20 protein-coding genes and 2 pseudogenes are annotated in these 23,897 nt (G+C 64.0%); 8 read left to right on the forward strand and 14 right to left on the reverse strand.

Annotated elements, in window-relative coordinates:
• Nucleotides 1-161 precede the first annotated feature (161 nt).
• Both CK230_RS13780 and CK230_RS13785 read right to left on the reverse strand, forming a co-directional pair.
• Nucleotides 162-1,493 (reverse strand): ABC transporter substrate-binding protein, encoded by a 1,332-nt coding sequence (locus CK230_RS13780; RefSeq protein WP_095817705.1) that lies wholly within the window; start codon nucleotides 1,491-1,493, stop codon nucleotides 162-164.
• Between the two features lie 254 nt (nucleotides 1,494-1,747).
• Nucleotides 1,748-2,446, reverse strand: coding sequence for a PIG-L deacetylase family protein (locus CK230_RS13785; RefSeq protein WP_095817706.1), 699 nt, complete (start codon nucleotides 2,444-2,446; stop codon nucleotides 1,748-1,750).
• Nucleotides 2,447-2,467: 21 nt separating this feature from the next.
• On the opposite strand from CK230_RS13785, the pseudogene CK230_RS13790 reads away from it, so the two are divergent.
• From CK230_RS13790 to nhaA, 5 genes and pseudogenes are all read left to right on the forward strand, one after another.
• Nucleotides 2,468-3,351 (forward strand): annotated as a pseudogene (locus CK230_RS13790) (DMT family transporter).
• Nucleotides 3,352-3,396: 45 nt separating this feature from the next.
• Nucleotides 3,397-5,859, forward strand: a complete 2,463-nt coding sequence (gene hrpB / locus CK230_RS13795) for an ATP-dependent helicase HrpB (RefSeq protein ID WP_095817707.1) — start codon at nucleotides 3,397-3,399, stop codon at nucleotides 5,857-5,859.
• A gap of 43 nt (nucleotides 5,860-5,902) precedes the next feature.
• Complete coding sequence (locus tag CK230_RS13800; protein ID WP_176480100.1) at nucleotides 5,903-7,228, forward strand: ActS/PrrB/RegB family redox-sensitive histidine kinase; 1,326 nt, start codon at nucleotides 5,903-5,905, stop codon at nucleotides 7,226-7,228.
• 224 nt (nucleotides 7,229-7,452) lie between these two features.
• Nucleotides 7,453-8,016 carry an ActR/PrrA/RegA family redox response regulator transcription factor gene (locus tag CK230_RS13805; RefSeq protein ID WP_095817709.1) on the forward strand — a complete coding sequence of 188 codons (564 nt, stop codon included), beginning with the start codon at nucleotides 7,453-7,455 and terminating at the stop codon, nucleotides 8,014-8,016.
• A gap of 336 nt (nucleotides 8,017-8,352) precedes the next feature.
• Nucleotides 8,353-9,549: a Na+/H+ antiporter NhaA gene (gene nhaA, locus CK230_RS13810; RefSeq protein WP_095817710.1), complete on the forward strand. Its 1,197-nt coding sequence runs from the start codon at nucleotides 8,353-8,355 to the stop codon at nucleotides 9,547-9,549.
• Between the two features lie 4 nt (nucleotides 9,550-9,553).
• On the opposite strand, the gene CK230_RS13815 is transcribed toward nhaA, so the two are convergent.
• The 3 genes from CK230_RS13815 to CK230_RS13825 all read right to left on the reverse strand — a co-directional run bounded on the left by CK230_RS13815 (nucleotide 9,554) and on the right by CK230_RS13825 (nucleotide 12,075).
• Nucleotides 9,554-10,600, reverse strand: a complete 1,047-nt coding sequence (locus CK230_RS13815; RefSeq protein WP_095817711.1) for an RNA polymerase subunit sigma-70 — start codon at nucleotides 10,598-10,600, stop codon at nucleotides 9,554-9,556.
• 42 nt (nucleotides 10,601-10,642) lie between these two features.
• Nucleotides 10,643-11,389: an SDR family NAD(P)-dependent oxidoreductase gene (locus CK230_RS13820; protein ID WP_095817881.1), complete on the reverse strand. Its 747-nt coding sequence runs from the start codon at nucleotides 11,387-11,389 to the stop codon at nucleotides 10,643-10,645.
• Between the two features lie 185 nt (nucleotides 11,390-11,574).
• Complete coding sequence (locus tag CK230_RS13825; RefSeq protein ID WP_164772367.1) at nucleotides 11,575-12,075, reverse strand: MmcB family DNA repair protein; 501 nt, start codon at nucleotides 12,073-12,075, stop codon at nucleotides 11,575-11,577.
• A 196-nt stretch (nucleotides 12,076-12,271) separates the two neighbouring features.
• On the opposite strand from CK230_RS13825, the gene CK230_RS32465 reads away from it, so the two are divergent.
• Nucleotides 12,272-12,541 carry an HdeA/HdeB family chaperone gene (locus CK230_RS32465; protein ID WP_141246025.1) on the forward strand — a complete coding sequence of 90 codons (270 nt, stop codon included), beginning with the start codon at nucleotides 12,272-12,274 and terminating at the stop codon, nucleotides 12,539-12,541.
• Nucleotides 12,542-12,637: 96 nt separating this feature from the next.
• Here the strand turns inward: CK230_RS32465 and CK230_RS13830 are convergent.
• A pseudogene (locus tag CK230_RS13830) lies at nucleotides 12,638-12,845 on the reverse strand (transposase); the annotation flags it as partial.
• Nucleotides 12,846-12,939: 94 nt separating this feature from the next.
• Here CK230_RS13830 and CK230_RS13835 point away from each other — a divergent pair.
• Nucleotides 12,940-13,410 carry a nucleoside deaminase gene (locus CK230_RS13835; RefSeq protein WP_095817712.1) on the forward strand — a complete coding sequence of 157 codons (471 nt, stop codon included), beginning with the start codon at nucleotides 12,940-12,942 and terminating at the stop codon, nucleotides 13,408-13,410.
• A 13-nt stretch (nucleotides 13,411-13,423) separates the two neighbouring features.
• On the opposite strand, the gene cueR is transcribed toward CK230_RS13835, so the two are convergent.
• On the reverse strand, nucleotides 13,424-13,813 hold the full coding sequence (gene cueR, locus CK230_RS13840) for a Cu(I)-responsive transcriptional regulator (protein WP_095817713.1): 390 nt from the start codon (nucleotides 13,811-13,813) through the stop codon (nucleotides 13,424-13,426).
• Between the two features lie 226 nt (nucleotides 13,814-14,039).
• On the opposite strand from cueR, the gene CK230_RS13845 reads away from it, so the two are divergent.
• Nucleotides 14,040-14,657: a L,D-transpeptidase gene (locus CK230_RS13845; RefSeq protein ID WP_095817714.1), complete on the forward strand. Its 618-nt coding sequence runs from the start codon at nucleotides 14,040-14,042 to the stop codon at nucleotides 14,655-14,657.
• Between the two features lie 140 nt (nucleotides 14,658-14,797).
• Here the strand turns inward: CK230_RS13845 and CK230_RS13850 are convergent, their stop codons facing one another.
• The 7 genes from CK230_RS13850 to CK230_RS13880 all read right to left on the reverse strand — a co-directional run bounded on the left by CK230_RS13850 (nucleotide 14,798) and on the right by CK230_RS13880 (nucleotide 23,892).
• Nucleotides 14,798-15,367, reverse strand: a complete 570-nt coding sequence (locus CK230_RS13850) for a NifU family protein (RefSeq protein ID WP_095817715.1) — start codon at nucleotides 15,365-15,367, stop codon at nucleotides 14,798-14,800.
• 306 nt (nucleotides 15,368-15,673) lie between these two features.
• Nucleotides 15,674-16,165 carry a universal stress protein gene (locus tag CK230_RS13855; RefSeq protein ID WP_095817716.1) on the reverse strand — a complete coding sequence of 164 codons (492 nt, stop codon included), beginning with the start codon at nucleotides 16,163-16,165 and terminating at the stop codon, nucleotides 15,674-15,676.
• A gap of 158 nt (nucleotides 16,166-16,323) precedes the next feature.
• Nucleotides 16,324-17,391, reverse strand: a complete 1,068-nt coding sequence (gene trpS / locus CK230_RS13860) for a tryptophan--tRNA ligase (RefSeq protein WP_095817717.1) — start codon at nucleotides 17,389-17,391, stop codon at nucleotides 16,324-16,326.
• Nucleotides 17,392-17,719: 328 nt separating this feature from the next.
• Entirely contained in the window at nucleotides 17,720-18,850 is a 1,131-nt protein-coding gene (locus CK230_RS13865; RefSeq protein ID WP_245429906.1) for a glycosyltransferase family A protein, read from the reverse strand.
• A gap of 2 nt (nucleotides 18,851-18,852) precedes the next feature.
• Nucleotides 18,853-19,383: a dTDP-4-dehydrorhamnose 3,5-epimerase family protein gene (locus CK230_RS13870; RefSeq protein ID WP_095817718.1), complete on the reverse strand. Its 531-nt coding sequence runs from the start codon at nucleotides 19,381-19,383 to the stop codon at nucleotides 18,853-18,855.
• Nucleotides 19,384-19,478: 95 nt separating this feature from the next.
• A complete protein-coding gene (gene murJ, locus CK230_RS13875; protein ID WP_095817719.1) occupies nucleotides 19,479-21,050 on the reverse strand; it encodes a murein biosynthesis integral membrane protein MurJ in 1,572 nt (523 codons plus the stop codon).
• A 40-nt stretch (nucleotides 21,051-21,090) separates the two neighbouring features.
• Nucleotides 21,091-23,892, reverse strand: coding sequence for a [protein-PII] uridylyltransferase (locus CK230_RS13880; protein ID WP_095817720.1), 2,802 nt, complete (start codon nucleotides 23,890-23,892; stop codon nucleotides 21,091-21,093).
• Nucleotides 23,893-23,897 lie beyond the last annotated feature (5 nt).

Here is a 23,897-nt window from a genome sequence, read left to right on the forward strand (position 1 = left end):
GAACTGCGTCCCGTGCCAAGGGCGGCACGGGACCAGAGCACGATGCCGAAAAGTGGTTCGCGGTTTTCGGACGACATCATGCTCTACTCTGATTTTTAGAGCCGGAGATTTCAGGTCGATTAGACCTGAAATCTCCGGCGGGGTCGGGCTCGGGAGGAGCCTTACATCTTGCCGTCGTCCTGGAAGACCTGCGTCCAGTCCTTGACCAGGCCGTCCAGCGCGTCCTTGGCGGAACCCTGGCCGGCAACGACATAGTCATGGAAGCGCTTCTGCGAGGCCTGCAGCAGCTGTGCGTAGCTCGGCTCGGCCCAGAAGTCCTTCACGATGGCCATCGAGTCGAGGAAGGTCTGCGCGTAAGGCTGGCTCGACGGGAACTTCGGATCCTTGACGACGGCGTTCAGGCAGGAATACCCACCGAGCGACCACCACTTGGCCTGTACGTCCTTGTTGGCGAACCACTTGATGTATTTCAGCGCCGATTCCTGCTTGTCGGAATAGGACACCACTGAGATGCCCTGGCCGCCGAGCTGCGCGAACTGGTCGCCGTCGGGACCCTTCGGGTTGACGAAGTAGCCGATCTTGTCGCCGCCGACATTCTCGTCCTTCTGCAGGCCGGGCCAGGTGAAGGCGAAGTTCATATGCATCGCCACCTGTCCCGATTTGAAGGCGTCGACGCCCTCGCCCATATAGCTGTTGGAGGCGCCGGGCGGCGTGCAGCAGTCATAGAGCGCCTTGTAGAACTCCAGCCCCTTCACCGATTTCTCGGAGTTGACGAAGCCTTCCATCTCGTAGGGCTTCTTCGGGTTCTCATACTGGAAGCCAAAGCTGTAGAGCACGTCCATGGCGCCCATGGTGATGCCTTCAGAGCCGCGCTCGGTATAGATCGAGGCGCCGTAGACGGTCTTGCCGTCGATCTGGCGCTTCTGGAAGAACTCGGCGATCTGCTTCAGCTGGTCGAAGGTGGTCGGCGCGGCGAGGTCCCAGCCATATTTCTCCTTGAACTCCTTCTGCAACTCGGGCTTGGAGAACCAGTCCTTGCGGTAGGTCCAGCCGACGACGTCGCCCATGGCCGGCAGCGCCCAGTAGTTCGGCGTGTTCTTCGGCCATTCCGAATAGCCGACGACGGTCGCCGGCACGAAATCATCCATGCTGATCTTCTCTTTGTCGAAGAAGTCGTTCAGCTTGATGTAATGGCCATTCTCGGCGGAGCCGCCGATCCACTGGCTGTCGCCGATGATCAGGTCGCAGAGCTTGCCGTGCGAGTTCAGCTCGTTGAGGAAGCGAGCGGCGTATTCGGTCCACGGCACGAACTCGAATTTCATGCCGATGCCGGTTTCCTTGGTGAAGTCCTTGGACAGTTCCACGAGCGCGTTGGCCGGATCCCAGGCCGCCCAGCACAGAGTCAGGTCTTCCGCATGCGCGGCGGTCGAGACGGCTGTTGATGCAGTGATCGCCGAGGCCAGTCCCAACGCCAGTTTCAAGGTCGATTTCATGCCTTACCTCCCATTTGCGAAACGCGTCCGAATGACGGTTTCAAGAGCCCCTCAACCCTCGCTCCTCCGAGGGCCTAAACAGGCGCGCGCTATGCGTCGCCTTGGCGCCGCGCTGCACAGCCGATGTTTAGTAATTTGTTTAGTGATGCTCTTTTTACTAAACAACGCAAGCGAATTCGTTGCTGCGTTGCAGCATTGCGAAACGCGTCGTTGAAATCGTTGGGAAATGAACGCCGGACCTGTATCCGCCGCGGTCAGCCGGCCCCGGTGGTAGGGTTGGGCCTTGCCGTCAGCGGCCGGATCGCCGGCGCCGGCGGCAACAGCGCGCGTATGTCGGCGAAGGGGAAAATCGGCTCGAAGCGGAAGGCCTCGGCCAGCGCGCCGGAGGCGCCGTTGCACTGGCCGGCGCGGAACTCGTTCTGGAGGCGTGCCCTGTGCACATAGTGCTCCGGACCTTGCGACTGGTGCGCCCGGATCGCTTTCGCCTTGATCTCCCAATGTTGCGTGATCTCGACATAATGCGTCGGCGAAAAACCGGTGCCGCCGAGCGTGTCGGCATGCAGTACCGGCACCGCGAAGGATCCCGCGATGCGCACGCCGTCGGACAGCGCGCGGTGGTCGCCATGATAGTCGTAGGGCGCGTGGGTGATGGCGAGGTCGGGCTTCACCTCGCCGATCAGCGTCTTCAGCGCCGCAATAAGCGCGGCATCGGCGACGAGTTCGCCATCGGGAAAGTCGAGGAAGCGCGGCTCGACGCCGAGCAGGCCCGCCGCCTTGGCCGCTTCCTTGCGCCGCAAGCGGGCAAGCGCCTTGGGGTCGCCCGTGCCGCCTTTGGCACCATCGGTGGCTATGGCGAAAGTCAGCTCTGCGCCTTGCGCGGCATAGGCGGCCAGCGTACCGAACATGAATATCTCGATGTCGTCGGGATGTGCCCCCAGCGCCAGTATCTTCACGTCTTCTCTCCCGGAAATGGTATGCCGAACGGAATCCTGCTCGCCCTGATCGCCTATGCAAGCTATTCGTTCAGCGACGCCGTCATCAAGAGCCTGGGCGGGCAGTCTTCGAGATCGGCTTCTTCTCGACCTTGTTTGCCGGCTGTTTCCTGTTCTTCACCAAGCCCGGTGACGAACGCTGGCGTGACTTCTGGCGCACCAGAAGGCCTTGGGCGGTGCAGGCGCGCGCCTTGGCCGGCATCGCTTCCGGCGTGCTCAGCGTCTTTGCCTTCACCACCATTCCGCTGGCGGAAGTCTACGCGCTGATTTTCCTGGCGCCGTTGCTCGTCACCATCCTGTCGACGGTCATCCTGAAGGAGAGGGTCGGTCCCTGGCGGTGGCTCGCCGTGGTCGCCGGCTTTGTCGGTGTCATGTTGGTGGTGCGGCCGGGTTTCCGCGAATTGCATCTTGGCCATCTCGCCGCCTTCGCCAACGCCTTCCTCGCCGCCACCAGCGTCATCCTGATGCGCTCGCTCGCCCAGCAGGAAAAGCGCACGACGATTCTCGGCGCGCTGGTCGGCTATGGCCTTGTCTTCAATGGCGTCGGCGCGGCCGCCTCGTCGTTCTCGCTCCCCAATTTCGGGCAACTGGTTTGGCTGATGATGGCGGGCCTCTTCACCGCCGGCGGGCAGCTGCTGCAATTGCTGGCGGTCAAATACGCACCGGCAAACCGCATCGCACCGACGCATTATTCGCAGATCGTTTGGGCGGTCATCCTCGGCGCGTTGTTCTTCCACGAATATCCCGACTGGCTGTCATTGGTTGGCCTTACGGTGGTCGGCGCGTCAGGCCTGCTAACGATGGTGCGCGAGGAGGTCAGGCTCGGCACCGTGCGCTGGAACCCGTTTTCGCGCACCAGGCTTTGAGCGCATACGTTGCATGGCGACCGCGACCGCTGATATGCGGGCGACATGACGACGAAATCCTTGCCGGAGCTCCCGGTCACAGCCGTGCTGCCGGCACTTGGCGAAGCGCTCGCGCAGCGCAACAGCGCCGTGCTGGTGGCGCCGCCCGGCGCCGGCAAGACGACGCTGGTGCCGCTGGCGCTGCTCGACGCGCCATGGCTGGGGCAGGGCCGGATCGTGCTGCTTGAGCCGCGGCGGCTCGCCGCCCGCGCCGCCGCCCGCCGCATGGCTGAACTGCTCGGCGAAGAACCGGGCGGCACGGTGGGCTACGCCATGCGCATGGAGAACCGGACCTCGGCGCGGACAAAGATCCTGGTCGTCACCGAAGGCGTGCTCTCGCGCATGATCCTCGACGATCCGGAGCTGCCGGGCGTCTCGGCGGTGATCTTCGACGAATTCCATGAGCGTTCGCTGGATGGCGATTTCGGCCTGGCGCTGGCGCTCGACGTTCAGGGCGCGCTGCGTCCCGACCTGCGCGTGTTGGTCATGTCGGCGACGCTCGACGGCGCGCGCGTGGCGAAGCTTTTGTCGGAGGCGCCGGTCATCGAAAGCGAGGGCCGGGCCTATCCGGTCGAGATCCGCTATGACGAGCGGCCGGCCGGCACGGCGATCGAGGACGCCATGGCCAGGGGGGTTCGCGCGGCCCTGGCTGGCGAGCAGGGCAGCGTGCTCGCCTTCCTGCCCGGGCAGCGCGAGATCGAACGCACCGCCGAGCGGCTCGCGGGCAGTGTCGCGGCCGACACCGACATCGTTCAGCTCTACGGCCAGCTCGACAACAAGGCGCAGGACCAGGCGATCAGGCCGGCGCCGGCCGGCCGCCGCAAGGTGGTGCTGGCGACCTCCATCGCCGAAACCTCGATCACCATCGACGGCGTGCGCGTCGTCATCGATTCCGGCCTGTCGCGGCTGCCGCGCTACGAGCCGGCGAGCGGCCTGACCAGGCTGGAGACGGTGCGCGTCAGCAGGGCTTCGGCCGACCAGCGCGCCGGCCGCGCCGGACGCACGCAACCCGGTGTGGCGGTGCGCCTGTGGCGCGCCGAGCAGACCGCGTCGCTTCCCGCCTTCACGCCGCCGGAAATCCTCGAGGCCGATCTCTCCGGCCTGCTGCTCGACTGCGCCGCCTTCGGCGTCGCCGATCCGTCGAGCCTGTCCTTCCTCGATCCGCCGCAGGCCCCGGCGCTCAACGAAGCAAGGGTTCTGCTCAAGGCGCTGCACGCCATCGATGAGACAGGGCGGCTGACGGAAGCAGGCGCCGCCATGCGCAAGCTGGCGCTGCCGGTGCGGCTGGCGCATATGGTGGCCGAAGCGGCGAAGACCGGCCATGCGCTAGAAGCGGCGACGGTTGCCGTGCTTTTGACCGAGCGTGGGCTGGGCGGCGACAGCGCCGATCTGGAGCGGCGGCTGATCCGGTTTCGCGGCGAGAAATCGCCGCGCGCCAATGCCGCCAGGCAGCTCGCCGAGCGTTTGGCCAGACAGGCCGGTGGCGGGCAGGGCGGCGAGGCGGCCTCTGCCGGCGCCCTCCTCATCCATGCCTGGCCGGATCGCGTGGCGAGGGCGCGCGGCGAGCGCGGCCGCTTCGTGCTCGCCAACGGTTCAGGCGCCATGGTCGATGCCGCCGATCCACTCGCCAACGAAACCTGGCTCGTGGTCGCCGACCTGCAGGGCAAGGCGCAGAACGCCCGCATCACCGCGGCCGCGCCGGTCGGCGAGGCGGATATCCGCGCCGCTCTTGCCGATCGCATCGAGACGAAGCGCGAGACGAGCTTCGACCGCGAACGCCGCGCCGTGCGCGTGCGCGAGACTGCCAGGCTCGGCGCCATCACCCTGTCTGAACGCATGCTGCCCGCGCCCTCCGGCGCCGATGCCGACCGCGCCATTCTCGACGCCGTGAGAGAGCACGGCCTGGCGCTGCTCGATTGGGGCAAGGAGGCCGAAACCCTACGGCAGCGGCTCGGCTGGCTCCATCGCGGCCTCGGCGCACCCTGGCCCGACGTTTCGGACGACGCGCTTGTTGGGCGCCTCGACGACTGGCTCCTGCCGTTTCTCTCCGGCGATGCCTCCTTCGCGGCCATCAAGCCGGGGACTTTGTCCTCCGCGCTCATGGCGCTTCTTCCGCATGACCTGCAGCGCAAGGTCGACGCGCTGGCGCCGACCCATTTCGACGCGCCGTCCGGCAGCCATGTTCCGATCCGCTATGACGGCGAATGGCCGGTGCTGGCGGTCCGGGTGCAGGAGTTGTTCGGCCTCGACCGGCATCCTTCCATCGCCAACGGCACGGTGCCGCTGATGCTGGAGCTTCTGTCGCCGGCGCACCGGCCGATCCAGACGACGCGCGACTTGCCAGGCTTCTGGCGTGGCTCCTGGGCGGATGTGCGCACCGACATGCGCGGCCGCTACCCAAAGCATGTCTGGCCGGAAAACCCGCTGCTGGCAGCCGCCACCAGCCGTGCCAAGCCGCGGGGAACGTGACGATGCTCTATCGCTTCCGCTCCTGCGGCTGTAATCCTTGACCATGATCAACATCCTGCGCGCGCCCGATACTCAGCAAAGCCAGCGGCTGCGGCTCAACACGCTGGTTCGTTTGCGCTGGTTGGCCATCGTCGGCCAGAGCGTCGCGGTGCTCGTCGTTGCCTATGGCTTGAAATTCCCCTTGCCGGTGTCGATGTGCTTTGCGCTGATCGCCTGCTCGGCCTGGATGAATCTGTGGCTCACCTTCCGCTATCCGGCGGCGCATCGGCTCACCCCGCTTTCGGCCTTCGTCATCCTCACCTTCGACGGCATCCAGCTCAGCGGATTGCTTTACATGACCGGAGGCCTGACCAACCCGTTCTCGGTGCTGCTTTCCGTGCCTGTTGTCATTTCGGCGACATCCTTGCCGCTGCGGATGACTGCTGTGCTTGGCGCGCTGGTCATGTTGGCGGCAACTCTTCTGGTGTTCTTTCACCTGCCGCTGCCCTGGTACGAAGGAGCGCCGCTGCCGATGCCCTTCATCTATGTCGCCGGCATGTGGATGGCTGTGTTCGCCTCGATCGCCTTCACCGCCATCTATGCCTTTCGCGTCGCGGCGGAAGCGCGCCTGCTCGCCAACGCTTTGGCCGCCACCGAGCTAGTGCTGCAGCGCGAGCAGCATCTTTCGGCCCTGGACGGGCTGGCTGCCGCCGCCGCGCATGAGCTCGGCACGCCGCTGGCCACCATCACCGTCGTCGCCAAGGAGATGGAAAAGGCGCTCGGCAAGGACCCGAAATATGGCGAGGACGTCAAGCTCCTGCGCTCGCAGAGCGAACGCTGCCGCGAGATCCTGAAGCGGCTGACCAGCCTTTCCTCGGAAGGCGAAGCACATCTGTCGCGCATGCCGCTCACCTCGCTGATCGAGGAGGTGACGGCGCCGCACCGCGATTTCGGCATCTCGATCCGGCTGCGGCCCGGCGAGCGCATCGGCCCCGAGCCAGTCGGCCAGCGCAACCCCGGCGTCATCTACGGGCTCGGCAATCTGGTCGAGAATGCCGTCGATTTCGCCCGCAAGTCGGTCACCGTCAGCTGGAGCTGGGACAATGAGACGGTCACCTTCTCCATCATCGATGACGGGCCCGGGTTCCCGGCCGAGATCATCGACCGCATCGGCGAACCCTATATGTCGACGCGTCAGGGCACGGAAGCCGGCGGCGGCCTGGGGCTCGGACTGTTCATCGCCAAGACCTTGCTGGAGCGTTCCGGCGCCACCATCGATTTCCGCAATTCGAGCGGGCTCGGCGAAGGCGCGGTAGTGCAGATATCCTGGCCGCGCGGCCTCTTCCTCAACCAAGGACAGGCCTCGGCCACCATGTTCGACAATGCGTAACCTTCGTTGGATGGTGCCTAAACCTTGCAATTACCGCATGACAGCTCTGTTGCCGGCTCTAAAAAATGGACATTGCTCTTGCGGGACTGTATCTGCGTAAAAGTGAAGCATGTCGCCCAAAATTGTGTCTGGAAAAGCGGCATGCCCGAAAAACATGGACTTCGAGCGCCTTCGCCGGAATTCGTTTCGACGGGTGTGCTTTTGGTCAATAGGGTGCCGATAAGATGAGCGGAGACGAAACGGCTGGCGCAATGGTTGAGGGCGAGGACACCTCGCTGCTCATCGTCGAGGACGACAAGCCCTTCCTCACCCGCCTGGCCCGGGCCATGGAGACCAGGGGCTTCGTGGTCGAGACGGCGGAAAGCGTGGAAGAGGCGGTCGCCAAGGCGCGCGCCCATCCGCCGGCCTATGCGGTGGTCGACATGCGCCTCGGCGACGGCAACGGCCTTGATGTCGTGGCAGTCATCCGCGAAAAGCGCGACGACGCCCGCGCCATCATCCTGACCGGCTATGGCAACATCGCCACCGCGGTGACGGCGGTGAAGCTCGGCGCCATCGACTATCTCTCCAAGCCCGCCGATGCCGACGATGTCTTCGCCGCGCTCACCCGCACCTCCGGCGAACGCGCCGCGCCGCCGGAAAACCCGATGTCGGCCGACCGTGTGCGCTGGGAGCACATCCAGCGCGTCTACGAAATGTGCGACCGCAACGTGTCCGAGACGGCGCGCCGGCTGAACATGCATCGCCGCACCTTGCAGCGGATTCTCGCCAAGCGGGCGCCGCGCTGAGTTGGCTGGACGTACTGCATAACGCGCTTCGGCCGACCTCGGGTTCGGTTGGTGGCGAAGACCCAAACCACCAAAGCCGGCGCTGCCCCTCATCGCCCTGCCGGGCACTTCTCCCCGTATAGTGACGGGGAGAAGGGGCTGCCCGCAACGCTGGCTCCCTTACGCGCCGTCGGAGATTAGCGAAATCCTGCGCGAGAGCGCCCTTCTCCCCGTTCTACGGGGAGAAGATGCCGGCAGGCAGATGAGGGGCGGCCGGCGTTCGCAAAATTGTGACGCTTGCCCGGCCGTTGAAGTTTGCGCATCATCGCGCCGCCGAGAGGAAAGTGAGGGGTCGAAATGCAGGCTTTGGACGAGCGGCCGACATCGATCCTGCGCGAATTCCTCGACGGCGAGGCCGCCGGCGGCATCATCCTGATGGTAGCCGCAGCCCTTGCGCTGATCGTCGCCAACTCGCCTTTAGCCGGAACCTATTTCGCCGTCCTCCACGCCTATCTCGGGCCGCTCAGCGTCTCGCATTGGATCAATGACGGGCTGATGGCGGTGTTTTTCCTGCTGGTCGGGCTCGAGATCAAGCGCGAGATGCTGGACGGGCAGCTCTCGACCTGGCCGCGCCGCGTGCTGCCCGGCATCGCCGCCGCCGGCGGCATGGTGGTGCCGGCGCTGGTCTATGTCTTGATCAACCGCGACAATCAGGCAGCGCTCTCCGGCTGGGCGATCCCCACCGCCACCGACATCGCCTTCGCGCTCGGCGTGCTCTCGCTGCTCGGCAGCCGCGTGCCCGCCTCGCTGAAAGTCTTCCTCACCGCTCTCGCCATCATCGACGATCTCGGCGCCGTCATCATCATCGCGCTGTTCTACACCGGCGGCCTGTCGCTCGCTTATCTCGGCGCCGCCTTTGCGGTTATCGCTCTGCTGGTCGTGCTCAACCGCATGCGGGCCATGAAGCTCTGGCCGTATCTGCTGCTCGGCGCCGTGCTATGGGTGCTGGTGCTGAAGTCGGGCGTGCATGCCACGCTGGCCGGCGTCGCGCTGGCGCTCACCATCCCCCTGGAACGTTCTCCCGGCATCAGCCACGATACAGAACACTCGCCCCTGCATCGCCTTGAGCACGGCCTGCACAAGCTCGTGCCCTTCCTGGTCATCCCGATCTTCGGCTTTGCCAATGCCGGCGTCTCGCTAGGCGGCCTGAGCTTTGCCACCCTTGTCGAGCCGCTGACGCTGGGCGTCGCCGCCGGCCTTGTTCTCGGCAAGCTGGCCGGCGTCTTCGGCTCCTCGGCGCTGGCCATCCGCTTCGGCCTTGCCGACCTGCCGGTCAATGCCGGCTGGCTGCACATGCTGGGCATCTCGCTGCTCTGCGGCATCGGCTTCACCATGAGCCTGTTCATCGGCCTGCTCGCCTTCGCCAGCGACCCGGCGCTGCAGGACGCCGTGAAGGTCGGCATCCTCGCGGGCTCGCTGATTGCCGCGCTGCTCGGAGCCGCCGTGCTGCTGACGGCACCGGCGGCCAGCGGGGCGGAAGAAGATCTGGGCTGATCACTCAGGGCACGAAAGGTTCCGGCGGCAGGCCGAAGGCCGCGAACAAGGCGGGGCCGAGCGGCGGGACATAGATCGTCAGCGAGGCGATCTTGCCGTCGGCGGCTTCGATGACATGCAGCGAATGCGGCCGCCATATCGAATCCTGATGACCGAGCGCGTAAACGCCCACTGCCGGCTGGGCGTTGGCCCCGGTAGCCACCGCCCGATAGCCGGCAAAATTGCCCCAGACGCTTCCCAAAAAAGCGCCGATTGCCTGATGTCCGCGATACCATTCCCGCCATGGCGGCATGTGGTAGACGGCGTCATCGCGCAGCAGCTCGACGAGTCCGTCGAGATTGTCGGCCTGCCAGGCCTGCATATAGCGTTCGAGCAGCAGGCTTTCGTCCGAACTAGGCTTTGATCGCTGCAGCGCACGGCCTTGCGTGTAGTAACCGCCCAGCGTCGCGCGGGCCCGCTGCAGGGCGCTGTTGATGGAGGTCGTGGTTCCGCCGAGCAATTGCGCGGTCTCGATGGCGGACCATCCAAGCACATCGCATAGCAGCAGCGCGGCGCGCTGCCTGGGCGGCAACAGCTGGATCGCCGCGACGAAGGCGAGCCGCACCGCCTCGCGGGCCTCGTAGCGCGCTTCCGGGCCAGGCCTGTCGTCGGCAATGTCCGGCAGCTCCGCGTCCGGATATGGCTCCAGCCAGGCTAGCTCCGTGGTCGGTCCGCCGGTTGCCGCACCTACGGAGGCCGGCCGTTCGGGCTGCTCCAGAATGCGCCGCACCGACGATCGTGCCTTGATCGCGTTGAGGCAGCTCTTGGTGGCGATCGCGTAGAGCCAGCCGCGCGCCGAACCGCGTCCATCGAATTGCGACCGCGCGCGCCAGGCCCTGAGGAACGTCTCCTGGACGAGATCCTCGGCCTCGTTGAGCGAGCCCAACATCCGGTAGCAATGCAGCTTGAGCGCGCGGCGGTGGGCGACGCTCAGGCGCTCGAAGGCCAGTCGGTCGAGGACCGGCCGGCCTGACCGGCCCAAAGGCTCGATAGGGCCGTCGGCGTTAGTCATGGGAAGCCCAGGGCGCTGAATTCGGCCGCCATCCTGCGCGCCTCATGCTGCCGCCGCAAGGCCGCTGCCGCTCACCGTGAAGGAACTGCCCTGCGGCTTGCCCGTCGCGAGCTGCACCACCGCCTGTCCGACATCGTCTGGCGTCTGCATGTCGCTCAAGCTGGCAAGGAAGTCGGCCGGGCGGATGCCCATATAGGCGGCGATGCTGCCGATGCCGCGATCGCCGACCCCAGTGCCCGGCATGATGCGGGACGGCGAAAGCGCCATGAAGCGCAGGCCGAGGCCGAGGCGGTCCGATTCCTTCTGGCAATGGCCGGCCAAAAATATCTGCATGCGCTTGGCGCCGGCATAGCCGCCTGAATTCGGCGGTCCGCCGGTGATGGCGGCGCCGCTGGCGATCAGCACCACCCGGCTGCCCGCCTTGAGTCGACCCTTGAGGGCCTCCCGGCAGAACAGGAACGATGCCTTGACGTCCATTTCCCAATTCGCCGAGAAGACTTCCCAGCTCTGGTCCTGTATCGGCGCGGCAGCAGCGAGCGCCCCCGCGCAGACCACCAGCACGTCTGGTGCCAGCGCATCGAAGACCGCCTGCGGCGCGGCTTCCGCCGTCGCGTCCATGCTGAGAGTCTTCAAGCCCGGCCGTTCCCAGGCAAGCTGCTTCAGGTCGGCGGCGCCGCGGGCGACCGCAAGCACGGTCGCTCCCGCGCCAAGCGCGGCCTCCACGATGGCGCGGCCGACACCCCGGCTGCCTCCAACGACGACGACATTCTGATTTTGCAACGGTTTCATGTGATCACCTCTTTCCAGGCCGCCGGCCATCCGGATGCGCCTGTAGGTGAAGACAATCGGGATCGGCGGAAATCATCGGTGCGGGGCGAAAATTCTTGTCACGGCACGCGAGGGGTCAGTTTGAGCCCTGGCTCAAGCCGGACGTCGATGGCAAAGACGCCGGCATCCAACCCTCGCGAGGAGACCTATTCGCTCTCGCCATCCAGCGCCGGCACCGCGACGCCGGCAAGCTCTGCTGCCAAGAGCCGCGCGGCGCCAGCGCGGGCAATCCGCAGCATCAGCGCCTTGCGCGTCGCAGCCGCCATGCGGTGCTCCGGCGCATCGCGCAGGATCTCCGCGCCGTAGCCGTCAGAGAGGATAAAGCCGCATTCCTCGGGAAAGATATCCTGCGGCACGCCTGGATGGGTGGCGAAGAAGAAGCGGTCGGAATGCAGGCGGTAGTCCGGCCATTTGCGGTCGACGCGAAAATCCTCGATCGAGGATTTGATCTCGATGATCCAGATGTCGCCCTGCCTGGTCAGCGCGACGAGATCGGCGCGCCGGCCGGTGGCCAGGGAAAGCTCCGGCAGTACATGCGCGCCCATTTCGGTCAGCAGCCGCTGCACGCCGCGCCGCACCAGCATGGCGCGCTCCGACTGGCGGCCGTCGATCAACGGATTGAGGGGAATCGGGGACACGATGGGCATGGGAGGCACCATGCCAGATTTTGTCACGGTTTGAACCCCGCCACGTGGGGCGATTATCTGGTCGACAAATCACGAGTGCGATAGGAGTATTGTCTCCTACAGCCGCAGTAGGAAGCCTGCCCCTCCCCAAGGGAGGTCGCTTCGATTATATGCTCATTAGGCGCCAGATACGGAGGTTCTTGCGAGGGAGGAATAGATGGCTCGCATTATTGCATTATCAGTCGCCTTCGTCACACTTGCTCTACCAGCCTTCGCGGAAGACAAGGTCGATACCGCAAAAGTCACCTGCAAGGAGTACCTGGAGAGCGACCACAATTTGATGGTGGCGATGGAGTCGGCGTTTCACGAGGCAATGAAGAACGATCCTAAGCTCGGCTCGCTCAATGAAGCCGAATTATCCCTTGTGATGTGGGACAATTGCACCGGCAAACCGGACGTGAAAGTGATTGACGCTCTCCAGAAATAGAGGTGCGATAGAATAAAGACATGCTCGACTGGATCGTGCGGAAGTAGTGTTTGTGCTTATCGTCAAGCAGGTCCGCGATAGTGAGACGCGCGGGCCGTCATCGACGCCAAGGGCGACGCAGTTCGGATAGCGAAAATCAAATTCGGCAAGGTAGCGATGCAAGTGGTGCTCGCCGCAATGCTGATAGACGCCCTTCATGCCGCGCTTGAAGATGGAGAAAAAGCCTTCGACGGTGTTGGTGTGGACGTTGCCGCGAATGTATTCTTCCTTGGAAGGTGACGAATTCATGCGAGGCGAAATCCTGGCTGGCGCGGTATCTTGAGCCCTGGTTCAGGCGAGATCAGCTCTTGCTAATCATATGCCTCGGCAGCAATCTCGCCGTGAGAGGAACTTTTCCCATGACCCGTGATCAGATGCTTGCCCACCTCCGTTCCGCCGACGCCGTCGCGCGCGAGGCGGCGGCGCATGGGCACCATCCGTTCGGCTGCGTGCTGGTTGGGCCGGACGATCAGGTGCTGATGCGGCAGGGCAATCTCGACACGGTGCGCCATGCCGAGACCGAGCTCGCCCGCCGCGCGGCGGCGGCCTATGAGCCGGAGTTCCTTTGGCAATGCACGCTGGTCACGACCGGCGAGCCTTGCGCGATGTGCGCCGGCACGATGTACTGGGCGAATATCGGCCGGCTGGTCTACGGCTTCGAGGAAACTGATCTCCTGGCGCTCACCGGCGATCACGAGGCGAATCCGACGATGAACCTCGCCTCGCGCACCGTATTCGCCTCCGGGCAGAAGAAGATCGAGGTCTTCGGTCCGTTCCCCGAAATCGCGGATGAGCTGCTCGCTCCGCACCGCGATTTCTGGAAGCGCTGATAAATCTCCGACCTCAGGCCGCGCCCGCCATGTCGTCCAGGATCGGGCAGTCCGGTCGGTCGTCGCCGTGGCAGGCGTGGATCAGCTTCTGCAGCGTCGAGCGCATCGACTGCAATTCGCGCACCTTTTCCTCGATCGCCGTGACATGGGCGGCGGCGATCTCGCGCACGTCGTGGCTGGCGCGGTCGCGATCCTGATAGAGCGCCATCAGCTGCCTGCAATCGTCGATTGAGAAGCCGAGATTGCGCGCGCGGCGCAGAAAGGCAAGCCGGTGGACGTCGTCGCCGGAGTAATCGCGATAGCCGTTCTCGGCCCGCGCCGGACGGATCAGGCCGATCTCCTCGTAATAGCGAATGGTCTTGGCCGGCAGGCCGGAACGCTCGGCGGCATCACCGACATTCATGGCGTTCTCCGTGGGTTCTGGCAGCCTTCGGGCTGCCCCATTGATTTTGCTTCACAATCCTGTGAGGCCTGTTGCGGAAATGCCGCAGTTCGGCATCTACCGGCACGTAAGGCCTTGCATATAGGCAGTGCGCGCTTGGCAAGCAAAAGAAATGCCAGCATGAATGATGGCTGAGAAAGCGGCCGACTCGAGCCGCTGATACACAGACAGGGCGTCGGACCTTTTCATGCGCTTGAAGTCGTTTGCAATCCTCGCCGCCCTTGCGCTGTCGGCCGCTGTCAGCGGCTGCAGCACCATCGGCGGGCAGTTGTTCACCAACAACTATGGCGCGATGACCGATGCCGGCTATCAGCTGCCGCGCGTCCCGATCGAGAAGGTTCCAGCGAGGTTTCACCGCCAGGAAGTGCGATACGACACTTCGGAGAGGCCGGGCACCATCATTGTCGATACCCAGAATAAGTTCCTCTACTTCATCGAGGGCGACGGCATGGCGATCCGTTACGGCATCGGCGTCGGACGCGAGGGTTTCGAGTGGCACGGTACCGCCCATATCGCGCTGAAGCGCGAGTGGCCGACCTGGACGCCGCCTTCGCAGATGATCAGGCGCCAGCCCGAGCTCGCCAAGTTCGCCGGCGGCATGGAGCCGGGACTGAAGAATCCGCTCGGCGCGCGCGCCATGTACCTCTTCAACAAGGGCGGCGACATGGGCTACCGCCTGCATGGCAGCCCGGAATGGTTCTCGATCGGCAAGGCGATGTCGTCGGGCTGCATCCGGCTGATGAACCAGGACATTATCGACCTCTACGACCGCACGTCGGTCGGCGCCAAAGTCATCGTGATGTAGGCGTGAAAAAGTTTCGCAGGCGGACCGTCTAGGCAACAACAAGACGTCCAAAAACAGAAAACCGGGCTGTTGGGGCCCGGTTTTTTGTTTTTGGAGTTGGGAAGAATTCGCTCCGCCGAGTGGCCGGCGGTGTGGAACTGTCAGGCGACCTGCTCGACCTGCTGCACTTCCGGAACAAAATGCCGGAGCAGGTTCTGGATGCCGTGCTTCAAAGTCGCCGTCGAGGACGGACAGCCGGCGCAGGCGCCCTTCATGTGCAGGAACACGGTGCCGTTCTCAAAGCCGCGGAACGTGATGTCGCCGCCGTCCTGGGCAACCGCGGGGCGCACGCGCGTGTCGAGCAGTTCCTTGATGGTAAGCACCAGTTCTTCGTCGGCCTTGTCGTAGAACTCGCCGGTCTCGCCGGCTTCGCGCGCCGGGGCGGTCGAGGCCATGACCGGGGTGCCGGACATGAAGTGTTCCATGATGGCGCCGAGGATGGCCGGCTTCAGATGCTGCCAGTCCGGGCCGTCCTTGGTCACGGTGATGAAGTCATAGCCGAAGAAGACGCCGGTGACGCCCGGGATCTCGAACAGCCGGCCGGCCAGCGGCGAAGCCTCCGCCGCGGCTTCGGCGTTGCGGAAATCGGCGGTACCTTCGCGCAGCACTTCCTTGCCGGGAAGAAACTTCAACGTCGCCGGGTTCGGCGTCGATTCGGTCTGGATGAACATGGGTATCTCCAGGCCCTTCTCGGGCCGATAGTTTGGAATAGTTCTAAATAGGCTCTATCGGCTGGACATTCAAGCGAAACGCGTCGCTAGGAATGGCTGGCTGGCGGAATGTTTTTACAGCTTCTATCGCAGACTTCGAGGTGTATCGAGATTCCGGTCAGGCCGAGTCGGAGTCGAAGACGGGCGCGAAGCGACCAAACTGGCTGGATTCCGAGAACCGGAGCGGAGCGTACTTTTCGTACGTGAGCACCGGAAGCGCAGGAAGCCGTCATTTGCAGACCGGCCTCACCGGAATATCGATACACCTCAGGCTAGGCTGTCGATCTCCTCGTCCGACAGATTCTGCGGCACCACCGTAACAGGAATTGGGAAAGCCGCGGCCCGGCCGGCAACCGCGCTGACCAGCGGCCCCGGGCCTTCCTTGCCGGCGCCGGCCGCCAGCACCAGGATGGCGATGTCCTGGTCTTCCTCGATCAGCTTGTGGATCTCTTCGGTTGGCTTGCCTTCGCGCACCACCAGCTCCGGCTCGATGCCGACGCTCTGGCGCACCTTGCTGGCGTAGCCGTCGAGGGCTCCGCGCGCTGTCGCGTTTGCTTCCTCGCGCATGATCTTTTCCACGCCCAGCCAATGCTGGAAGTCGTCCGGCTCGATGACATAGAGCAGCACCAGCACGCCGCTGGTGTGCTGCGCCCGCTTCGAGGCGTAGGCGACGGCGCGCTCGCATTCGGGCGTGTCGTCGATGATCGCCAGGAATTTGCGGCGATGGCCGGCTTCGCGGCTGAGGCGTTTGGAGACCATGTCTATCTGCTCGGTATCAATTCGGCCGCAATCTGCCACCGCCACGGACCGGCGGCAAGCCGCCGCCCGGCGTGGCAATGGTCCCAGAGCAATTCCAGGAAAAGTGTGTAGCGGTTTTCCGTCCGGAATTGCGTCGAAACAACTACTTAGAGTGTCGATCAGTCCTGCAGCAGGCCGATGATGTCGCGCACCGTCTTCATCGTGCCGTCGGCCATTGCGCGGGCCCGGTCGCCGCCGTCCTTGAGCACGGCGTCGACATAGGCGCGATCGCCCTCGATACGGCGCATCTCGGCAGCGATCGGCGCCAGCTTCTCCACGGCAAGATCGGCAAGCGCCGGCTTAAGCACGGAAAACTGCTGGCCACCATATTCTCTCAGCACGTCTTCCTTCGAGATTTCGGCAAGGCCGGCATAGATGCCGACCAGGTTCTCCGCCTCGGGCCGGCTTTCCAGCCCGTCGACCTCGCTCGGCAACGCCTCCGGATCGGTCTTGGCCTTGCGGATCTTCTTCGAGATGGTGTCGGCATCGTCGGTCAGGTTGATGCGCGACAGGTCCGAGGGGTCGGACTTCGACATTTTCTTCGAACCGTCGCGCAGGCTCATGATGCGCGCCGCCGGGCCGCCGATCACCGGTTCGGTGATCGGGAAATAGCCGTTCACCGTCTCCTCGCCGACCTGCATCTTCACGCCGACGCCGAGCGCGGCGATCTTCTCGGAGAAGTCGTTGTTGAATTTCTGGGCGATGTCGCGGGTGAGTTCCAGATGCTGCTTCTGGTCCTCGCCCACCGGCACATGGGTGGCGCGGTAGAGCAGGATGTCGGCGGCCATCAGGCTCGGATAGGCGAGCAGGCCGAGCGAGGCATTCTCGCGGTCCTTGCCGGCTTTGTCCTTGAACTGCGTCATCTTGTTCATCCAGCCGATGCGCGCCACGCAATTGAAGATCCAGGCGAGCTCGGCATGCTGCATGACCCGCGACTGGTTGAAGACGATGTGCTTCTTCGGGTCGATGCCGGAGGCCAGGAACGCCGCGGTGATCGAGCGCGTCTCGTCGCCGAGGTTCTTGTGGACCAGCTGCGCCGTCAGCGAATGCAGGTCGACGACGCAATAGATGCAGTCGGACTGTTCCTGGAGGGCGACGAATTTCTTGATGGCGCCGAGATAGTTGCCGAGATGCAGATTGCCGGTCGGCTGGACGCCCGAAAAGACGAGTGGCTTGAAAGCGGACATGAGTTCCTCATGGCTTGTGGAGGGCCGTCTAAGCATGATTCCAAAAAGTTGCAGACTTTTTGGAGCCAATCATGCGGCTGGAAACCGCGCGCGGCGAAAGTCTTGCGACGGCGCGCTTATGGACGAAGGGCGAACAACCGGCAAGAGATATCAGCGGGTCGGACGAAACTTGGTCAGCAACTGCGTGCCCTTTGCAACAACGCTTCGCCACCCCAACGGGGTGATCTTGATGTCGCCCATGCCGATGCCGGTGCGCTGTCCTGCCGGCCGCTGCAACTTGTTGAGACGGAGCTCGAGGACAGTATGATTGTCCTTTCGCAGCTTCGCTTCAAACGTCGCTTCCGCTCGCCACAGGGTTGCCTTGTTGGCGCACAGCGGAAATTCTTGCAGCAATTGGTTGGCCATCTACGGAAAGTGTGAGCCTGGCCAGCGCGTTGGGCAGAGGATGCCAGAGATCCAGGCTGATCCGGGCCCTGCCGGCATATGCAAACGGCACGAGCAGCTTTGGCCGCGGGTTGCTGCCCACCCAGCGCATGCGCTCGTCGTCGCCTGCCTGGAACGGGCACCAGTCGAGCGCTTTTGGAGAATTGTCCGGCTTGATGATCTCGTCATGCCGCAGAGCGCGCAAATCCGGTCGCACGATGCCCTTGTTCGTCGCGTTCTGAGTGGCAAGCTGACCGATTTCATACTGCTCGTAGTCGGGATAAGTGACGATCATGAAAGCACCGGCGGCCTTCGCCTTGACCAGTTCCGACGCGAGATAGCCATCATATCCGGGCAGCAGCATGCGCCGAGCCATTCGTTCCTGCTCGTCCGAAGCGTGGCTGATGTAACTCAGATAGCGGTGACCAGCCGCAAATTTCTGCACGGTGATGCGTTGTGTCGAGACAAACGTCATCCCGGACCTAGCCGCCCGCAGCAGGAAATCCGCGTCGACGGGCGGAGCGATCTCCCCGGGGGCGCGCCATTTTCCCATTCGATCGGTGACGTCGCGTCGGTGGCCGAAACTCGAAGGCGGGAAGAAGTGTTTTAAAGCGGCGTCCGGTTCGCCGAATATGCCGGTCACCAGTCGAAAATTGCTTCCTCTAGGGCCATGAAAGAGCGCGCCGCCGACGGCAAAATCCAGTTGTGGGTCTCGCTCGAAAAGACCCGCCAGGGCCTGGAGGTGGTCCAGCGCCCATATGTCGTCATGCCCCAGATAGGCAATGTGTTGCCCACGCGACATCTCGATGCCCGCGTTGTTGGGGAAGGATTGGCTGCCACCTCGCTCGGGCAGATTCAGCCAGCGGATTTGAGGAGATGCCAGCGCCCTCACGACATTTTCGGTCTCGTCCGTGCAGCAATCGCCCACAACCAAAAGTTCGAAGTCCTGGCAGGTCTGGCGCAGCACCGAATGGATCGACGGCAGTATGTGCCTACCGCGATCGTAGGTGGCCATGATGACGGAAAACAGCGGCACGTTTATTCGAAGCGATATGGAATGCTGGGATGATCGAAACGTATGCGCGATTTGTCGGGATTTTCGGGATCGTAGACATTCGTCGGCATGTTGACGAATGTCGCCGTGCTCTTGCCCCTGTTCTGAACGCCGTGAACGACATAGGGCGGAATGGTCAGCAACGCCTTGTTTGCCGACCCGAAATCAAAAACATCGAGCTTTTCGTATGTCGGGCTGTCCGTGCGCAGATCGTAAAGGACAACTCTTATGTCGCCGTTGGTGTAAGCGAGTCGGTCGAACTGTCGCCTGTGATAGACCCATGCCCTGATGGATCCCGGCTCGGCCGATACCAGATATATATGCGGTGGCGGAGCGACGGGCTGCAACAGCGACGACATGAGGACAGTGAGGTCGCCGCGCTTGTCGGCACGTGTGATCAACCGTTGAATCCGGACGCCGGCTATGAGATCGCCGCTGGGAATGTCCTCCAGCAAAGGAATGTCGTCGCGCCATGGTTTGTCATCGACGAAATCGTCAAGCGACAACGTTTGCATTCAACTCTTCTCCAACAGACTCGCTGAAGGGGGTAATACACGAGCGTTGTCGGCTGAACAATTTGCGTAGAGGACGGGTTCAGTCCCCATAGCGCCTAGCTGTTACGGCTTCGCCCGATATTCCGCCGGATCATGCCGAAATCGGCGCCGCCGGTGCCGAAGGCGGCGATGAAGTAGAGCGCCGCACCCCCGCCGACCAGCGCGAACAGCGTCGTCGCCTTCACCACCAGCGGCGAGCCGGAACCGAGCCTGGCGGCGAAGTAGTGCTCGGCGAAATAAAGGGCGGTCGCCATGATCACCGCCGACAGCACCAGTCGTGGAATCCGCTTCAAGAGCGGGATGTCGCGGCCCCAATGTCCCCGCCTGATCAGCATGCCGAGCAGCATCAGCGCGTTGACCCAGCCGGCTATCGCCGAAGCGACCGCGATGCCCGGCGCGCCCATCGAGGGAAAAAGCGTCAGCGCCGTGGCGACGTTCACGCCGACCGAAATGGCTGCGAAGATCATCGGCGTGCGCGTGTCCTCGCGCGCGAAATAGCCTGGTGTGAAGGCCTTGATCAGCACGAAGGCCGGCAGGCCGAGGCCGAAGATCGCCAGGATCGAGGCGACGATCGGCGTCGAGTGGTTGGCGGCAAACGCCCCGCGCTCATAGACCAGCCGCACGATCGGTTCCGACATCACCCAGAGCGCCGCCGCCGCCGGCAGCGTCATGAACAGGGTGAACTCGACCGAGCGGTTCTGCAGGTTCGCGGCCTCGACCAGATTGCCCGATTTCAGCGCCCGCGACAGTTCCGGCAGAAGCACGATGGCGACGGCCACGCCGACGACGCCGAGAGGCAATTGATAGATGCGGTCGGCATAGGCGAGCGACGACACGGCGCTGTTCTGCGCCGAGGCGATCGCCGTGCCGATCAACTGGTTGATCTGGGTGATGCCGCCGGTGATCGCCGCCGGCAGCGCCAGGATCAGCAGCCGCTTGACGTTCGGCGTCATTTTCGGACGGCGAAAGCCGATCGAGATGCCGGCATGGCGCACCGCGATCCAGACGATCGCGAGCTGCACGATGCCCGCCGCCAGCACGCCCCAGGACAGGCCGAAGCCGACATCATGCGCGTCCAGCCCATGATACCAGGCATAGGCGAGCACGCCGATCAGGATGATGTTGAGGAAGGCGGGCGCGATCGCCGCCGCGAAATAGCGGCGCAGCGAGTTCAGCATGCCCGCCATCATGGCGCCGAGCGACATGCAGATCAGGTACGGGAACATGATCGTCGCGAGCGTGACGGTCGTCTCGAACTTGCCCGGAATGTCGGCGAAGCCCGGCGCCACCAGGTAGCGCACGATCAGCGGCATCGCCAGTTCCATGGCAATGGTGAGCGCCAGCAGCGCCGAAAACAGCACGCCGAACACTTCCTCCGAAAAGCGCTTGGCGCCTTCGTTGCCGTGCGTCTCGATCTCCTTGGCGAAGAGCGGCACGAAAGCGGCGTTGAACGCGCCCTCGGCGAACAACCGGCGGAAGGTGTTGGGAAACTGGAAGGCGGCGTTGAAGGCGTCAGCGACCGGCCCGGTGCCGAGCGCGGCCGCCATCAGCATCTCGCGGCCGAAACCCAAGGCGCGGCTCATCAGCGTGCCGGAAGCGACGGTGGCGAATTTCTTGACGAGGCTCATGCCGGGAAGGACTGCCAGGGAAATTGCGTCAAATGGATGGTCACTCGGCCGCCACCTTGGCCTTGCCGTTGCGTTCCGACGAACTGCCTTCCAGCGTATCGATCAGCCGCTTGTGGATGGTGGCCGTGCGCGTCGGGCTGTCGATCTTCTGTCCGGTCAGGTCGGTGACGTAGAACGTGTCGATGACCTTTTCGCCGAAGGTGGTGATATGCGCCGAGGCGATGTCTAGCGACAGGTCGGAGATCGTGCCGGTGATCTCGGAGAGCAGGCCTGGCCGGTCCAGCCCCTCGACCTCGATCACCGAGAAACGGTTGGACAGCGTGTTGCGGATTTCGGCGCGGGGCGGAATCCTGAATACCTTGGCGCCGCGCTTCGGCTTGGTGCGCTTCTCGATCATTTCGGGCAGCCAGCTCTTGCCGGACAGCACGTCCTCGATCAGCCGGCCGACCCGCTCCGCGCGGCGGCGCTCGTCCTCGTCGAGATCGAACTCCCGCGAGATCAGGATGGTGTCCAGCGCCCGTCCGTCCGAGGTGGTGAAGATCTGCGCGTCGACGATGTTGCCGCCGGCCGCAGCACATGCCCCGGCGATGATCGAAAGCAGGCGCGGATGGTCCGGCGCCAGCACGGTGATCTCCGTCACCGCCTCGAATTCATGCGTCTTGACCATGGTCGCGAGCTTCTTGCCCGCCGCATCCGCCTCACGGATGAATTCGGCGTGTCGCAGCTGGTCTTTGAGGTCGACCGTCAGCAGATAGTTCTCATAGTGCTGCGCGACATAGCGCTTGCGCTCCTTGGCCGGCCAGGCCGAGAGCGCCTCGGCCAGCCGCTCGCGCGCGGCGGCGGTGCGTTGCGCACGCGACACTTCCGAGAAGCCGCCGGTCAGCAGCAGCTCGGTCTCGTAATAGAGCGTGCGCAGCAACTGCCCCTTCCAGCCGTTCCACACACCCGGCCCGACGCCGCGTATGTCGCAGACAGTGAGGACCAGAAGCAGCTTCAGCCGCTCGACCGACTGCACGATCGAGGCGAAATCCTCGGTTGTCTTGCGGTCGTTGAGGTCGCGCGTCTGCGCCGTCATCGACATGACGAGATGGTTCTCGACCAGCCAGGCGACCGTCGCGGTATCGGCCGCCGACAGCCCCATATGCGGACAGATGCGCCGCGCGATCCTGGCGCCAGCCTCCGAATGATCCTCCGGCCGACCCTTGGCGATGTCGTGCAGCAGCACCGCGACATAAAGCGCCTCGCGGCTCTTCTTCAGCCCCGGCATCAGCGAATGCGCCAGCGGGTGGATCTTCTCGCCATCGCCGCGCTCGATCTCGGCCAGCACGCCGATGCAGCGGATCAGGTGCTCGTCCACCGTGTAGTGGTGGTACATCGAGAACTGCATCATGGCGACGATCTTGCCGAAGTCGGGGATCAGCCTGCCGAGCAGCCCGGCCTCGTTCATGCGCCTGAGATTGAGCTCGGCGTTGCGGTCCGAGGTCAATATGTCGAGGAACAGTCGGTTGGCCTCTTCGTCGCGCCGGAGCGACTTGTTGACCAGGCCGAGCGAGCGGGTGAGCAGCTTCAGCGCGTCGGGATGGAACTCCAGCCCATGCTTGTCGGCGAACCAGAACAACCTCAGCAGGTTGACCGGGTCGCGTTCGAACACGCCATCGTCGGCGATGTTGATGCGGTGGTTGTCGACAATGAAATCGGACGTGCCGGCAAGCTTGCGCTTGCGCCGCTGGAAGGTGAGGAAGATGCGGTTGAAGCCCGGCACATGCTTGGCCTGTTCTTCCTCGAGCGCCGCGCAGAAGATGCGGGTGAGGTCGCCGACATCCTTGGCGACGAGGAAATAGTGCTTCATGAAGCGCTCGACCGCCGACAGGCCGGGATGCGTCGTGTAGCCCAGACGTTCGGCGATCTCGCGCTGGATGTCGAAATGCAGCCGCTCCTCCGCCTTGCCGGTAAGGAAGTGCATGTGACAGCGCACCGCCCACAGGAAGTCCTCCGCCTTCTGGAACTCGCGGTATTCGGCTTCGGTGAAGACGCCTTTCTCGACCAGTTCCTCGCCGGTGCGCACGCGGTAGAAATATTTGCCGATCCAAAACAGCGTCTGCAGGTCGCGCAGGCCGCCCTTGCCGTCCTTGACGTTGGGCTCGACCAGGTAGCGGCTTTCGCCGGCCTTGGCATGCCGCTCGTCGCGCTCGGCAAGCTTGGCCTGCACATATTCCGGCCCGGTCGTGCGCACCACCTCGTGGTCGAAGCGGGTGAGCAGTTCTTCATAGAGCTTTTGTTCACCCCACAGGAAACGGGCCTCGAGGATCGAGGTGCGGATGGTGATGTCGCTGCGCGACAGCCGCAGGCATTCCTCGATGTTGCGAGTGGCGTGGCCGACCTTCAGCCCCAGGTCCCACAGCATGTAGAGCATGTACTCCACGATCTGCTCGCCCCATGGCGTCTGCTTGTAGGGCAGCAGGAACAGGAGATCGATATCGGAGCCCGGCGCCAGCGTGCCGCGGCCGTAGCCGCCGACCGCCACGACCGCCATGCGCTCGGCCACTGAACGGTTCTTGACCCGGTAGACATGGGTGGCGGCGAAATCATAGAGCGCCCGGATCAGCTCATCCATCAGATGCGAGATTCGCTCGGCGCAGGCATTGCCGCCGCCATCCTCCTTGAGCATGGCCTCGGCGATCTTGCGCCCCTCCGCCAGCCTGGCTTTGAGCAATTGGAGGACAGCAGTGCGAACCGCCGGTCCCGAACCGTCGCCGGCGCTTGCCGACGTCAGCGCGGTCAGGTCGCGGCGCAAAGTGTCGCCATCGATGATTTCGTTGAGTTTCAAGGAGATCTTTGCCATTCGGC

Origin of the sequence: Mesorhizobium sp. WSM3859 (assembly GCF_002295065.1) — a bacterium.
Classification (GTDB): domain Bacteria; phylum Pseudomonadota; class Alphaproteobacteria; order Rhizobiales; family Rhizobiaceae; genus Mesorhizobium.

Bases quoted from the DNA above. Each gene is read 5' to 3' on its own strand.
- CK230_RS13870 (WP_095817718.1), bottom strand. From the start codon at position 19,383: ATGCAAACGTTGTCGCTTGACGATTTCGTCGATGACAAACCATGGCGC.
- CK230_RS13835 (WP_095817712.1), top strand. From the start codon at position 12,940: ATGACCCGTGATCAGATGCTTGCCCACCTCCGTTCCGCCGACGCCGTC.
- CK230_RS13815 (WP_095817711.1), bottom strand. From the start codon at position 10,600: ATGACTAACGCCGACGGCCCTATCGAGCCTTTGGGCCGGTCAGGCCGG.
- cueR (WP_095817713.1), bottom strand. From the start codon at position 13,813: ATGAATGTCGGTGATGCCGCCGAGCGTTCCGGCCTGCCGGCCAAGACC.
- CK230_RS13825 (WP_164772367.1), bottom strand. From the start codon at position 12,075: ATGCCCATCGTGTCCCCGATTCCCCTCAATCCGTTGATCGACGGCCGC.
- CK230_RS13780 (WP_095817705.1), bottom strand. From the start codon at position 1,493: ATGAAATCGACCTTGAAACTGGCGTTGGGACTGGCCTCGGCGATCACT.
- CK230_RS13820 (WP_095817881.1), bottom strand. From the start codon at position 11,389: ATGAAACCGTTGCAAAATCAGAATGTCGTCGTCGTTGGAGGCAGCCGG.
- CK230_RS13850 (WP_095817715.1), bottom strand. From the start codon at position 15,367: ATGTTCATCCAGACCGAATCGACGCCGAACCCGGCGACGTTGAAGTTT.
- nhaA (WP_095817710.1), top strand. From the start codon at position 8,353: ATGCAGGCTTTGGACGAGCGGCCGACATCGATCCTGCGCGAATTCCTC.
- CK230_RS13805 (WP_095817709.1), top strand. From the start codon at position 7,453: ATGAGCGGAGACGAAACGGCTGGCGCAATGGTTGAGGGCGAGGACACC.
- trpS (WP_095817717.1), bottom strand. From the start codon at position 17,391: ATGTCCGCTTTCAAGCCACTCGTCTTTTCGGGCGTCCAGCCGACCGGC.
- CK230_RS32465 (WP_141246025.1), top strand. From the start codon at position 12,272: ATGGCTCGCATTATTGCATTATCAGTCGCCTTCGTCACACTTGCTCTA.
- hrpB (WP_095817707.1), top strand. From the start codon at position 3,397: ATGACGACGAAATCCTTGCCGGAGCTCCCGGTCACAGCCGTGCTGCCG.
- CK230_RS13845 (WP_095817714.1), top strand. From the start codon at position 14,040: ATGCGCTTGAAGTCGTTTGCAATCCTCGCCGCCCTTGCGCTGTCGGCC.
- CK230_RS13800 (WP_176480100.1), top strand. From the start codon at position 5,903: ATGATCAACATCCTGCGCGCGCCCGATACTCAGCAAAGCCAGCGGCTG.
- CK230_RS13880 (WP_095817720.1), bottom strand. From the start codon at position 23,892: ATGGCAAAGATCTCCTTGAAACTCAACGAAATCATCGATGGCGACACT.
- murJ (WP_095817719.1), bottom strand. From the start codon at position 21,050: ATGAGCCTCGTCAAGAAATTCGCCACCGTCGCTTCCGGCACGCTGATG.
- CK230_RS13855 (WP_095817716.1), bottom strand. From the start codon at position 16,165: ATGGTCTCCAAACGCCTCAGCCGCGAAGCCGGCCATCGCCGCAAATTC.